At 41.2% G+C, this 13716-nt stretch carries 12 protein-coding genes; 9 read left to right on the forward strand and 3 right to left on the reverse strand.

What is annotated here, in order from left to right; genetic code table 11:
• Positions 1 to 70: 70 nt before the first annotated feature.
• Positions 71 to 2026: a magnesium chelatase ATPase subunit D gene (gene bchD / locus SYN7509_RS0211890; protein ID WP_009631867.1), complete on the forward strand. Its 1956-nt coding sequence runs from the start codon at positions 71 to 73 to the stop codon at positions 2024 to 2026.
• On the opposite strand, the gene SYN7509_RS25805 is transcribed toward bchD, so the two are convergent.
• On the reverse strand, positions 2023 to 3135 hold the full coding sequence (locus SYN7509_RS25805) for an NACHT domain-containing protein (RefSeq protein ID WP_009631868.1): 1113 nt from the start codon (positions 3133 to 3135) through the stop codon (positions 2023 to 2025). The genes bchD and SYN7509_RS25805 overlap by 4 nt on opposite strands.
• A 47-nt stretch (positions 3136 to 3182) precedes the next feature.
• Positions 3183 to 3968, reverse strand: a complete 786-nt coding sequence (locus tag SYN7509_RS0211900; protein ID WP_009631869.1) for an RNA polymerase sigma factor SigF — start codon at positions 3966 to 3968, stop codon at positions 3183 to 3185.
• 414 nt (positions 3969 to 4382) lie between these two features.
• On the opposite strand from SYN7509_RS0211900, the gene prfB reads away from it, so the two are divergent.
• From prfB to SYN7509_RS0211940, 8 genes are all read left to right on the forward strand, one after another.
• A protein-coding gene (prfB, locus tag SYN7509_RS0211905) for a peptide chain release factor 2 (RefSeq protein ID WP_148298096.1) occupies positions 4383 to 5496 on the forward strand; the annotation gives its coding sequence in 2 pieces (ribosomal slippage) (positions 4383 to 4454 and positions 4456 to 5496; 1113 coding nt in all).
• A gap of 69 nt (positions 5497 to 5565) precedes the next feature.
• Positions 5566 to 5736, forward strand: coding sequence for a DUF3285 domain-containing protein (locus SYN7509_RS28520; RefSeq protein ID WP_009631871.1), 171 nt, complete (start codon positions 5566 to 5568; stop codon positions 5734 to 5736).
• 16 nt (positions 5737 to 5752) lie between these two features.
• Entirely contained in the window at positions 5753 to 6265 is a 513-nt protein-coding gene (gene ybeY, locus SYN7509_RS0211915) for an rRNA maturation RNase YbeY (protein ID WP_009631872.1), read from the forward strand.
• Positions 6266 to 6359: 94 nt separating this feature from the next.
• Positions 6360 to 6812, forward strand: a complete 453-nt coding sequence (locus SYN7509_RS0211920) for a diacylglycerol kinase family protein (RefSeq protein WP_009631873.1) — start codon at positions 6360 to 6362, stop codon at positions 6810 to 6812.
• A 61-nt stretch (positions 6813 to 6873) separates the two neighbouring features.
• Entirely contained in the window at positions 6874 to 7476 is a 603-nt protein-coding gene (locus SYN7509_RS0211925) for an anthranilate synthase component II (RefSeq protein WP_009631874.1), read from the forward strand.
• Between the two features lie 10 nt (positions 7477 to 7486).
• Positions 7487 to 8254: an MBL fold metallo-hydrolase gene (locus SYN7509_RS0211930; RefSeq protein WP_009631875.1), complete on the forward strand. Its 768-nt coding sequence runs from the start codon at positions 7487 to 7489 to the stop codon at positions 8252 to 8254.
• A 303-nt stretch (positions 8255 to 8557) separates the two neighbouring features.
• Positions 8558 to 9673: a polysaccharide pyruvyl transferase family protein gene (locus SYN7509_RS0211935; RefSeq protein WP_009631876.1), complete on the forward strand. Its 1116-nt coding sequence runs from the start codon at positions 8558 to 8560 to the stop codon at positions 9671 to 9673.
• Positions 9674 to 9900: 227 nt separating this feature from the next.
• Positions 9901 to 11085, forward strand: coding sequence for an HhoA/HhoB/HtrA family serine endopeptidase (locus SYN7509_RS0211940; protein ID WP_202807315.1), 1185 nt, complete (start codon positions 9901 to 9903; stop codon positions 11083 to 11085).
• A gap of 182 nt (positions 11086 to 11267) precedes the next feature.
• Here the strand turns inward: SYN7509_RS0211940 and SYN7509_RS0211945 are convergent, their stop codons facing one another.
• The gene (locus SYN7509_RS0211945; protein WP_009631878.1) at positions 11268 to 13673 is read right to left on the reverse strand and encodes a heavy metal translocating P-type ATPase; all 2406 of its coding nucleotides are present in this window, start codon (positions 13671 to 13673) and stop codon (positions 11268 to 11270) included.
• Positions 13674 to 13716: the final 43 nt, after the last annotated feature.

Below are 13716 nucleotides of genomic sequence, written 5' to 3' on the forward strand. Positions count from 1 at the left end.
ATTTTAGCTGTCTCTTTAGTGGGGTAGTTAAATTTGATATGCTGATCGGAAGCAACTAACCATAAAAACCATGTCTGTACTCTCCATTCCTACTTTTCCCTTAACGGCGGTAGTGGGTCAAGAAGCCATAAAATTAGCTTTATTGCTAGTAGCTGTCGATCCAGGATTGGGGGGAATTGCTATTGCTGGTAGGCGCGGTACAGCTAAATCAGTTATGGCGCGTGCGCTTCATGCTCTGTTACCACCGATTGAAGTAGTTAAGGGGAGCATATTTAACGAAGAAACAGGAATTGATAATGTTGATACCCAAATAATTCCCGCTCCCTTTATTCAAATTCCCCTGGGTATTACTGAAGATCGTTTGCTTGGCTCGGTAGACGTAGAACAATCGGTAAAAACTGGAGAATCAGTTTTTCAGCCAGGTATACTTGCTCAAGCCAACCGGGGAGTTTTGTATGTAGACGAGATTAATTTATTAGATGACCAAATTAGCAATCAACTATTGACGGTTTTAAGCGAAGGGCGCAACTTTATTGAGCGAGAAGGGATTAGTTTTGAGCATCCCTGCAAACCTTTATTTGTGGCTACCTACAACCCCGAAGAAGGTACTTTAAGGGAGCATTTACTCGATCGCATTGCGATTACTTTGAGCGCCGATGCAGTTTTAGGTTTAGATCAAAGAGTCCAAGCGGTAGACCAAGTTATTCAATACTCTGCGTCTCCTCAAGAGTTTCTGCAACAGTACGACGAAGATTTAGACAACCTCAAAACTCAAATTATTTTGGCGCGAGAATGGCTTAAAGATGTCACGATTAGCCAAGAGCAAATTATTTATTTAGTTGATGAAGCTATCCGCGCGGGAGTGCAAGGACATAGAGCCGAACTATTTGCCGCTAAAGTAGCTAAAGCGGCGGCGGCGATTGATGGACGCAATAAAGTAAACGCCGAAGATTTGCGCCGAGGAGTGGAACTCGCGATCGTTCCTAGAGCTACAACCATTCAAACGCCCCCAGAGGACGCGCCACCGCCACCGCCACCACCTCCCCAGAATCAAGAAGAATCCCAGCAAGAGCAAGAGGAGCAAGAAGAACCGGAAGAACCCCAAAAAGAGGAAGAAGAAACGAGTATTCCTGAAGAATTTGTTTTTGACGCGGAAGGCGTAATTTTAGATCCCAGCGTGTTGTATTTTGCTCAAATGGCGCAAAGGCGAGGAAAATCTGGCGCTCGAAGTGTAATTTTTTCCGACGATCGCGGACGTTATATTAAACCAATGTTGCCTAAAGGTACAGTGCGCCGCATTGCTGTAGATGCAACTCTTAGAGCCGCCGCACCTTATCAAAAAGCCCGTCGAGAACGTCAACCAGATAAGCGGGTAATTGTCGAACAATCAGATGTACGTGTCAAACGTTTAGTCCGTAAAGCTGGAGCGTTAATTGTCTTTGTTGTCGATGCGTCTGGATCTATGGCATTAAATCGGATGCAGTCGGCTAAAGGTGCGGTTTTACGCCTGTTAACCGAAGCTTACGAAAACCGCGATCAAATATCATTAATTCCCTTTCGCGGCGAACAAGCAGAAGTTTTACTACCTCCAACTCGTTCTATTTCCGCCGCCAAAAAACGCCTAGAACGAATGCCTTGCGGTGGTGGATCTCCCTTAGCACACGGCTTAACTCAGGCGGTAAGAGTCGGCACTAATGCCCAAATGAGCGGCGATATTGGGCAAGTTGTAATTGTGGCAATTACCGATGGACGCGGGAATATTTCTTTGTCGCGCAGTTTGGGCGAACCTTTAGCTGAAGGTGAAAAGCCCGATATTAAAGGAGAATTGCTTAATATTGCGGCAAGAATTCGGGCTTTAGGAATGCAGTTATTGGTAATTGATACGGAAAATAAGTTTATTTCTACAGGGTTTGCGAAGGAACTAGCGACAACATCTGGCGGGAAGTATTATCATTTACCAAAAGCAACAGATAGCGCGATCGCATCGGTAACTAAAGGCGCTATGGCAGATTTGCGATCGCGTTAGAAAGGAATTAATATGTTTTCGCTTATTTCTTCGCGGACTTCCCGACTAACGTAACGCGCATGATGGAGACAATCTACCAATAGCTTATTGGCATAATAATATTGCTTCAATACTTGCTTTTGATGTTTGCTAAATCGACAATTTTTTAGCTGTTGAGTATAGCTGTGTAAATGAGCAGTATTTGAGCCTACTTCGCCAGCAAAATCATTATCCAATGTTAAAGCAAAGTCAAAGTCAAGGTTAAGGATAAATTCTAAAGATAAAGCCCGAAAAGCTGAGGATTTTAATGGTATTTTAATTTCTTCAGATTTTTGCTTATTCCAATTGAGAAAATGCAATAAAATTTCGTCTTTGGCAATTATCGCATTAGCTCGGTATTTGATTAAGTTGAGCAAATAGTCGGCATTACGTAACATCCCAGCTAACAATAAAAATACTTCTCTCCAGCGATTTTCAGTCAAACGCTCGACTAAATTTTGCAAAGATTGTTCTAATAGTTGGGGCGTAGCACTATTGACGATTTCTCTAGCTGCAAAATACTCGTGCAGTGCCAAATCGGAGAAGGAGTAGATACCTTTTGACTGCTGTACAACTACGCCATGCTGTGCCTCAATAGATTTTAATACTGCTGTGCTGTTAAGTTTTACTTCTTGGCAATTAGTTGTGGCATTAGGTAAATTAGTGATGTAGTCGCTAATATAGTCTTCTACAACTTGCTGAGTAAAAAAATAGTCGCCAGTATTAAAAGTTTTAAAGGCGATGTAACTTAACAAATCTTGCTTGCTTTGCAAAGATATTTTTTTATATATTTCACTTCTTTCTAAATCGTATTTACTATCCCACTGTTTCAATAATATTTCTAATCCATCACTAAAAAATTGCGAGTTATTTAAGGGAAACTCGGAAACTTCTTCAAATACTAAGTCAAGCATTGTTAGTAACAATGAATTTGTATTATTTTTTTTAATACTTTCATGCTTGCCACTTTTGTCTACACTAGCTAACTTTTTTTGCTCTACCCATCTATGAGTAAAGTTAGTAATATGCATTTTATCTATTGTCATTAATTTTGAAACATTTAATTCTAAAGTGTTCACTAAGTTTTTCATAATAATATTTTTATATCTGTTTGTTTATTGGAGATTTAAAACCCTTGTTAAGCGCCTTTGCGCACCATTTGAGGTTGCAGCAAAGATACTAATTGCTCTTTTCCTCTTTGCAAGTATCTAGTTACAGTCATTGGGCTAATACCAATTTTTTTTGCAGCTTCTTTGCGCGATAGTTCTTTAAGAAATACAAATTCAACGGCGGTTCTAGTATTTTCTTCTAACTGACTCATTGCCCCTTGTAGTTGTTCGCGATCTTCAGCTTGTTGTTGCAGATTAGTAGCTTGAAAATCGGGTAAAATATCCCCCAAAGTTATCGGACAATCAAAATTTTGTACCATTGTGCTATCTAAACTCAAAGCCATGCGATTTTGAGCAGCTAAATTGCTGTCGTACCACTCTTGAACAGATATATTAAGCTGACGAGCAAGTTCAATATCTGTAGGACAACGACCTAAAGTTATTGTTAATTCTCTACGAACTTTTTGTCCTTGATTATAAACTTCTTGCCAACGACGAGGTATTTTTACAAGCCCAGAGCGATCGCGTAAAAAGTGCATAATTTCACCGCGAATATAAGGTACAGCAAAAGAACTAAACGCATAGCCTTGTTTGGGATTAAATCGCTCGATTGCCCGAATCAAACCGAAATATCCAATTTGTTCTAGGTCTTCGTAAGGCTCGGTGCATTGATGGCTAAATTGATGAGCAATTTTACGGACTAATCCTGTATGCAGATTTACTAATCTATTGCGAAGTTCAATAGAGGGATTTTGATAATATGCAACTAATAATTCTAGGCTGTCGGACTTGATACAAACTTGAGTTGCCGCCATATAAATCCTACTTTAAATAATAATCTCTTTACCTAAGTAATAATTGAGGACTGGTTACTTAAACTTTCCTCAAATCGCTGAGATTATTGTCCGTAGAATAAGCGGATCAAACCATCGTTGTTTTACTGAAATTATTAAAGGAATGACAGGCTAACCGCTTATTTCTACGTATATTCTCTGAGTAATTGAATAAACGGTTAAGTTTAATAGAGAAAAGAAGTGTCCCAATGTAAAGGGAGAAGACTAGAGCAGGTAAGGAAAAAGATTATTTTTTAGCGGTTGTCCACAAGCAAGTTAGGCGTAAAGTTGGATAAGGGAAAGTTTTGGCAGGGAAATTTGAGTAAATACAATCTCCGTACTAAGCTATAGCTAAAATAGAGGATGCACGTATATGTACATAAAAGCGCGATCGCTATGGACATTTTAGAAATCAAGCGCGAAGTTGCCTTATTGTCTAACCGCCTGGGTAAAACTCAGGACTATCTTTGACATCCCAGCCTTAAACGCCAAAATTCAAGACTTAGAACAAGTAGCTTCACAGCCGGAATTTTGGGAAAACCAAGAAGCGGCGCAAAAGACGTTGCAAGAGCTTGGCAGCCTCAAAGATCATTACAGCCAATACCACCAATGGCAGGCTAGTTTAGAGGATACCAAGGCAGTTGTAGAGCTATTAGAGCTTGAAAATGATGAGGGATTACTCACCGAAGCTCAAACCAATGTCCGCCACCTGCACAAGGAACTCGACGGGTGGGAATTGCAACAACTCCTATCAGGGACTTATGACGAAAAAGGCGCAGTTTTGACTATTAATGCTGGCGCCGGCGGTACAGATGCTCAAGATTGGGCGGAAATGCTGCTCCGAATGTATACCCGGTGGGCAGAAGAACAGGGCTACAAAGTGACATTAGAGGAAATTTCCCAAGGAGACGAAGCGGGGCTAAAATCTGCCACTATAGAGATTGCTGGACGCTATGCTTACGGTTATTTGCGATCGGAAAAAGGTACTCATCGTTTAGTGCGAATTTCACCTTTTAACGCCAATGATAAGCGGCAAACAAGTTTTGCGGGGGTGGAAATCATGCCTTTGATTGACAACAGCGTACATTTAGATATTCCCGAAAAAGATTTGGAAATTACAACAACCCGCGCTGGTGGTAAAGGTGGGCAAAATGTCAATAAAGTAGAAACCGCCGTAAGAATTGTTCACATCCCGACAGGGGTTGCCGTGCGTTGTACCCAGGAAAGAAGTCAACTGCAAAATAAAGAAAAAGCTCTAGCTATTTTGAAAGCCAAGCTATTAATTATCGCGGAGGAGCAACGCGCCCAAGAAATTGCCGAAATTCGCGGCGATATAGTAGAAGCAGCTTGGGGAAACCAAATCCGCAATTACGTATTTCATCCGTACCAGATGGTCAAAGATTTACGTACTAATGTAGAAACAACGGCAGTGACTGATGTCATGAATGGGGAGATAGATTTATTTATTCAAGCTTATTTGCGGCAGGAAAATCACTTAGTCGATAGCTAAAAAATAGACGCTCCGCCGGAGCGCTTCTGTTAAATTGATTGAGTAATCCGTCATAAATATAAAGCCAATATGAACTCACAAACCACCCAAAAGCCAGAACCAACAGCAGCAAAACCAAGTTATGTTAAGCTTGCCATGCGCAATATGGTACAAAAAGGGGGAACTTCTGTACAACATTTTGCTTTGACAGCGATCGCTTTATTAGTAGTATTGGTAGGGCTTGCCTACCTAACGCGCTAATAAAATGGAGAAAATAATGTGCAAGGTAGAAGTAAGCGTACAAGACACTCGCCCTGAAAACCTTACAGAGACTGCGATTCCTTGGGAATTGTGGTTTGAGTGCTGGATTACCCACTTAGAAACTCAATTACCTCTGGCAAATATTTACGAACTTAGTTTGCGCTTAACTAACGATGCCGAAATTAGAGTTCTTAACCAGCAATACCGCCATCAAGATAAACCTACCGATGTATTGGCTTTTGCCGCTTTAGAAGTGGATTTTCCCATGACTGAAGAAATGCGATCGCATCAGCCGTTATATCTTGGTGATATTGTTATCTCAGTAGATACTGCTAGTCGCCAAGCTACTGAGCAAGGTCATTCATTGCAAACAGAATTGGCATGGCTGGCAACTCACGGTCTACTTCATCTTTTAGGTTGGGATCATCCTGATGAAACTAGCCTATTACAGATGCTAGATCAGCAAGCTGTTTTATTGCAACTCATCGGGTTGACCATTAATGACCAATACAATTCCCCATCGGCATAAAAACCTTAATTTTCACCTGCTACAGGCGTAATTTGCTCGTGACTGCTATAGCAATTCAACTAACAACTACTTTTTCGGTTGTCGTCTCCTGTCTATGCCTCCAAACCCTCCGACATCAACGCCTAGCCGACCAGAGAAGGTTGCTCCAGTGCGCGAGTTATCCTGGCTTGTCGCCGCAAATTTGTTTGTTAGCTTTAAATACGCTTGGTGCGGAATAACTTATGCTTTTCAAACTCAGCGTAATTTTCGCATTCATGTAGGGGTAGGCGTTTTAGCAATGGGGTTAGCAATTTTTTTACGATTGCAACTTCTGGAAATGGCAGTAATTGGACTTACTAGCGGTTTAGTGCTAGTGATGGAGTTACTAAATACAGCTATAGAATCTGTGGTTGATTTGACCGTTAAGCAGTCTTACCACGACTTAGCAAAAATAGCTAAAGACTGTGCGGCGGCGGCGGTTTTAGTTTCAGCACTGGTAGCTGTTTTAGTGGCAGGCGTTTTGATTATGCCTCCTTTAATTGTGCTAATGCGAAGTCACTGGGGATAAAAAAGCTGATTTTGCCCGCTCTTGACTTAAACCCAACCTAAAATTAGGAGAAAATTGATTTTTGATTATAGTTATTGATAATTACGATAGCTTTACTTATAACTTGGTGCAGTATTTAGGAGAACTAGGAGCGAAGTTTCCTGTTGCTCGTGATATCCAAGTTTACCGTAACGACCAAATTTCTCTGGAGCAAATCCGCCAATTGCAGCCGGAAGGAATAGTTATTTCTCCAGGACCCGGCCGCCCAGAAGATGCGGGAATTTCTCTAGAGATAATTCGTCAGCTTGGGCAAACTGTACCAATTTTGGGGGTGTGCTTGGGACATCAAAGCATCGGGCAAGTTTTTGGGGGTCAGATAGTCTTGGCTCCTGAATTAATGCACGGCAAAACCTCACAAATAACTCATACTGGTGTAGGAGTTTTTCGCGGTTTAGATAATCCCATGACCGCAACTCGGTATCATAGTTTAGTAATTGAGCCGCAAACTTGCCCGGAAGTGTTAGAAGTTACGGCTTGGGTTGAAGATGGCACAATTATGGGAGTTAGACATCGCAACTACCCTTATATTGAAGGCGTACAGTTTCACCCCGAAAGCGTACTGACTACTTTAGGTAAGCAATTATTGCGAAATTTTTTGGCACAACTACCGTCGTCTATAGGGTGAGGAGAAATTGATGAAAAGGCGACAGATACTAGGCTACGCGGGGGCGGGGTTAGCAATAACCCTATTGACAAGTTTACAGTCCCAGGGTGTGGCACAAACCGGGGAATCTTTATCGATTCAATGGCTAGGTCATACTTGTTTTTTGTTTAGTAGTGGCAAAACGCGAATTTTGGTTAATCCCTTTCGGACTCTTGGTTGCACGGCAAAATACCGCGCTCCTAAAGTGGAATCGGGTTTAGTGCTAATTAGCAGTCAGCTATTGGATGAGGGAGCGGTTGAAGGTTTGCCAGGTAAGCCGCAGCTAATTTACGAGCCTGGGGTTTATCGATATAATGACATTCAAGTTCAAGGAATTAATACTATACACGATCGCGTTAATGGGAGAAGATTCGGCAACAATGTAGCTTGGCGCTGGAAACAAGCGGGAATAAATATCTTGCATCTAGGTGGCGCGGCGGCTCCGATTTCCATTGAGCAAAAAATTCTCATGGGTCGTCCTGATATACTGTTAGTCCCCGTTGGCGGTGGTGTAAAAGCCTACAACCCGACGGAAGCCCAAGCAGCAATTCAAGCCCTTAATCCCAAATTAGTGATTCCAACTCATTACAGCACCCAAGCGGCGGATAGCAGTAGTTGCGACCTGGTGGCGGTAGAACAGTTTTTGGAATTAATGAATGGTACTCCTGTACGTCGCGCCAATAGCGATACTGTAGCAATTAATTCTGGCAGTTTGCCTGAAAATGACATGGCAATTCAATTACTAAGTTACAAATTCTGAGGTATTGCGATCGCATTTTTATCTAGACGTTTTAGTAAAATGCTTAACTAAAACGTCTCTTCTTTTTAATCATCGATGGAGTTTCCATTTACTTCTAGAAATCACTCAAAATAAACATTTTTACTGGATATAGCAATCTTAAATCAATTGTGAACTTTGTAGGGCAATACATTGCGCCCCTACGAGATAATGTTTATGAATCAAATAGGATTGCTATAGTTAGTTAAATAACTGTATAAATAAAAACTTTTGCTTTATAAAGCCAATGCTAAATTCTTATTTAACAATTAATGTACTAATGTAATGAAAATTGGAATTTTAACTTATCACTGTACAACAAATTACGGCGCAACTTTACAAGCCTATGCGTTACTAACAGCAATTAAACTTCAAGGATGGAAAGATGTAGAAATTATCAACTACCAACCCCTAGCAATGCTGAGAGTATTCTTTATTAGACCAGTTCAGCCAATTAATAAAAAACTTCAAATAAATACTCAACTTTTTGTAAATTTAAGAAAATGCTTAAATATGAGAAGGTTTGTATTAGACAATTTACGATTGAGCCAAAAAAAGTATTACACAAAGGCCAGTTTAAAAAAACATTGTCAGCACTACGACGTAGTAATCTGCGGTAGCGATCAAATATGGCGAATTGATCCCATTGAAGGCTTTGGATCTGAGTTTTTTTTAGATTTTGTTTATAAAAAAACCGCTCGCCAAAAAATAAGTTATGCTGCCAGCTTTGGCGATACAGATACTTTAAAAAATCATCAAGAATCAATAATAAACCTACTCAAAAGCTTTGATACAATTTTGGTTCGAGATGCCAATAGTGTAAAGATAGTACAAAAAGAATGTAAGCTTCCAGCCGTAAAGGTTGTAGATCCTACATTTTTAATTAATTACGATGCGATCACTGTATTGCCAAAGCTCAAAGAAAAATATCTTTTACTTTACAACCAAAAATATTTTACAAATTTAGAGGAAGATTTTATAAAATCGATAGCAAAAAATAAAAACTTAGTAATAGTTTCTGTTGGGCAAGTAAATAAAATAGCCAATGTAAACATTGTAGAAGCTGATCCTAAAAAATGGCTGGGTTATTTTAAATTTTCTACTTACATTGTTACAAATACCTACCATGGAACAATATTTTCAATTATTTTTAAAAAGCAATTTACTGTAGTTCTTAATGAGAATAAATCAAATAAGATCGGCGATTTATTAAAAGATTACAATTTAGAAGATCGAATTTGTGCAACGCAGCTAAAAACCCCAAATTTCGAGCATATAGTGGATATTGATTACAATAAAGTTGAGGAAAAGTTACAGTTAGCAGTGGCTCATTCTAAAAATTATCTCTTTGCAGCGCTTAAAAATAGAGAGAATTTAGGAAATATATCTGAGGGTAGCTGATAGAGGGTTGTTATAGGTGACGCGATCGCTTTAGCTAAGATTTTGCTAGAGAAAGCAATTAAAAAAATTCACTGGAGCGTAACAGCAGTGTCATAGCAACTTCACACAAGGGTTATAGATTGATAAGAGTAAGCAACTAAAGAGTTAGCTAAATTTTAAAAATGCCCGTAAAAAGACCCGAATCTGGTCGTCAGCCTCAAAATATACTACTTAATACATCTCCCAAAATGAATAATCAAAAAACAGCTTCTTGGCGCAAAAGCGCTACTTATCTATCCCTGATCCTCCTAGGTGCGGGAGCAACATTTTCTGGTAATTATTTAGCTGATAAAACCCAAACCGCTCCAGCTATCGCTGCGCCAGCAATTAGTAATAATGCGATTGCTCAATTACCCAGTGCGACCAACACTAACTTTGTAACTTCAGTAGTAGAGCAAGTAGGCCCGGCGGTTGTTCGCATCAATTCTTCGCGCACAGTGACGCGCAACTTGCCAAACGACCCGCGTTTGCGCCGCTTTTTTGGCAATGACTTACCGCGATCGGGAAGTAGAGTTGAAAGAGGAACTGGATCGGGCTTTATTATTAGCAAAGATGGACAAATTTTGACTAACGCCCACGTAGTTGATGGCGCGACCAATGTAAACGTTATTTTAAAAGATGGTCGGCGCTTTACGGGTAAGGTGTTAGGCACTGATCAAGTAACGGATGTAGCGGTAATCAAGATTCAAGCCGAGAATTTACCTACGGCTAAACTAGGCAATTCTGAAGGTTTAAAGCCTGGAGAATGGGCGATCGCTATTGGCAATCCTTTGGGACTTGATAACACCGTCACCACTGGAATTATTAGTGCTACAGGTCGTTCTAGCAGTGCTGTAGGAGTTCCTGATAAACGGGTGGCATTTATTCAAACTGATGCGGCGATTAATCCTGGTAACTCTGGAGGCCCGCTATTAAATCAGCGCGGTGAAGTTGTGGGAATGAATACAGCGATTATTCAAGGTACGCAAGGCTTGGGTTTTGCAATTCCCATCAATACAGCCGGAAGAATTGCCAATCAATTAATTGCTCAGGGGAAGGTCGATCATCCTTACTTGGGAATTGAGATGGTAGCACTTACACCCGAAGTCAAACAAAATTTTAACAGCGATCCTAGTAGCGGTTTAAATATTACCGAAGATCGAGGGGTGTTAGTCGTGCGCGTTTTACCTAATTCACCCGCCGCTACTTCTGGATTAAAAGCTGGAGACGTAATTCAACAGCTAAACGGTCAATCCGTAACTGATGCGGAGAGCATTCAAAAAGCCGTAGAAGAGGCTTCAGTAGGTGGTAGCTTGCGCTTAGACTTACGGCGCAACGGGCAAACGCTCGATCTAGCAGTACGCCCTGGTGCATTACCTGACAACGTTCAGTAGACCTGTTAAACACACTAGGTATTGATTCTAAATCCCTCTCTCAAAGCAAGAGAGAGGGATATTTAGGGCGAAAGTTTATAAATTTCTCAAGCTTTTAACCTAAAAAGACACAAATAAATAGCAAAAGCGATCGCCTAATACCTAATTATTCCTCAAAAACTGCTCTGAGTCGCAAAAATGCGCTATTTAAACCGACGCAACATTAAGGAATTTGTAACTACGCTAACAGAGCTAAAAGCCATCAATGCCCCGGCGGCGGCAGGATTAAGCACAAAACCAAAGCTAGGTAATAATAACCCCGCCGCAACCGGAATACCTAAAGTATTGTAGGCAAAAGCCCAAAATAGATTTTGGCGAATTTTCAAAAAAGTCGCCCGACTAAGGGTAATAGCAGCGACAACATCAGATAAAGAGTCTCGCATTAAAACAATTTGAGCGGCTTCCATGGCTACTTCTGTACCTGCTTTAAGGGCAATACCAACATCTGCTTGAGATAAAGCTGGTGCATCATTAATGCCGTCTCCTACCATGGCTACATAATGATTTTGCGCTTGAAGTTGTTGGATTGCTTGGGCTTTTCCGGCGGGACGAACTAGCGCCATAATATCAGCTTTTTCTAGTTCTAATTGTGCGCCTACTATCTCGGCAGCTTCTAGGGTGTCTCCGCTCAACAGCATGACTTTCAAACCCATTGAGCGTAATTGTTTTATTGTGCTTTTCGCCTCTGCTCTTAGGGTATCGCTGACAGCAATTAATCCTAATACCTGACTATTAGACGCTACAAATACGACAGTTTTGCCCTTAGCTGCTAAAGCTACACTTTGCGATCGCATTTGCTGGCTAATATTAACGTTATTTTGACTTAACCATTGATAATTACCTAGTAAAATCTGCTTGCCCTTAACTACTGCCGATACTCCTAAACCTGGCTCGGTGTAGTAATCTTTGGCGGCGCAAATAGATAAATTTTGCTCTTTGGCTGCTTGGACAATTGCGGTGGCTAACGGGTGACAAGTACCGCTTTCTACCACCGCCGCTAGTTTCAATAGTTCGCCCTCCGACACTACTAAATTATTACCGTCCATCACTACAACATCGGTAACAATAGGATGACCGCTAGTTAGAGTACCAGTTTTATCAAAAACCACTGTATCTAACTTGTGGACTTTTTCTAAAACATCTCCGCCTTTAATCAATAGTCCCTTTTGCGCTCCCACTCCCGTACCAACCAAAATCGCTGTCGGTGTTGCAAGTCCCATAGCACAAGGACAAGCTACTACCATCACCGCTATAGCTAGTTTTAAACTCAACAGCAGTGGTGAAGGCTGGAGCAATTGCGCCTTTGCGAGGTGTTGAGCGTGGAGTGTCATATCGTGACTGCTCATTTGCCCAGGTAGCAATACCTCTGTCCAAATATGCGTACCAACAAAGTACCAAAATAAAAAAGTTAATATGGATGCTGCTAATACGCCATAAGTAAAATACCCGGCTACAGTATCAGCTAATTTTTGCACTGGCGCTTTGCGAGTTTGGGCAGCTTCTACCAGTGCGACTATTTGCGCTAAGGTGGTGTCTGCTCCGGTACGAGTTGCTTGGAGGGCAAAAGAGCTTGACTTGTTCAATGTTCCGGCGGTGACGGTATCTCCTAACTGCTTAATTACTGGAAACGCCTCTCCCGTTAGCATTGATTCATCTATGGTTGTCTGCCCCGCTACTACGTTGCCATCTACAGGAATTTTTTCTCCTGGTAGGACTTGTATCCATTCTCCTACTCGCACTTGATCTGCAGGAATTTCGACACTAGAAGTAGATTGAAAATTATTTTCTATCCCTACTGCTTGCGGTGCAATTAATCGTGCTAATTGTGGTTGCAGTGCCAATAATTGCCTAAAAGCAACGGCGGCTTGACCTTTGGCTTGTTGTTCTAAAGTTCTACCTAGCAAAATAAAGCCTAGTAGCATAACTGGCTCATCAAAAAAGCATTCCCAGCCCAAAGGCGGAAATAGTAAAGCTACTACACTGGTGATATATGCCGTTACAGTTCCCAATGCTACCAAAGTATTCATGTTTGGCGCATTTCGTCGCCAGCCACGCCAACCTTCGACAATAATCGGTCTTCCGGGGATAAGTAAAGTTATAGTTGCAAGTCCCCAATGCAACCAAATATTTTTTAATATCGGTAGCGTTAATATACTTTCGGGCAGATGTCCTAAGCTGGAAAAAATTAATAGCAGTAAGGCTAAAAGTAATTGCTTTAAAGCGGCGCGAGATTCCCGTTGCTGTCGTTCGCCAAAATCTTCTATTGTTGGTGTTTCTCCCGCAATTGCTTCGCGTGGCTTAGTGGGAAACCCCGCTTCTGTCAAACGTGCTGCTAATTCCTGCGGCTCGACCGAGGGTTGACACTCTACGACAGCAACCTCTGTAACTAGGTTTACACAAGTTGCGATCGCACCGGGATGCTTTGCTAATTGTTTTTCTACAGTTTTGACACAACCGCCACACTTCATCCCTGTAATGTCTAGAATAATCGTCTTACTAGCTGATGGCTCTTGGGGCGTTAAGTTAGACGCAGGGGAAGCGAGTTGCATAAAATTTTGCAGATTGTTACGACACCTTAATACTTCTTAACTT

Origin of the sequence: Synechocystis sp. PCC 7509, from assembly GCF_000332075.2 — a bacterium.
GTDB lineage: Bacteria > Cyanobacteriota > Cyanobacteriia > Cyanobacteriales > Chroococcidiopsidaceae > Aliterella.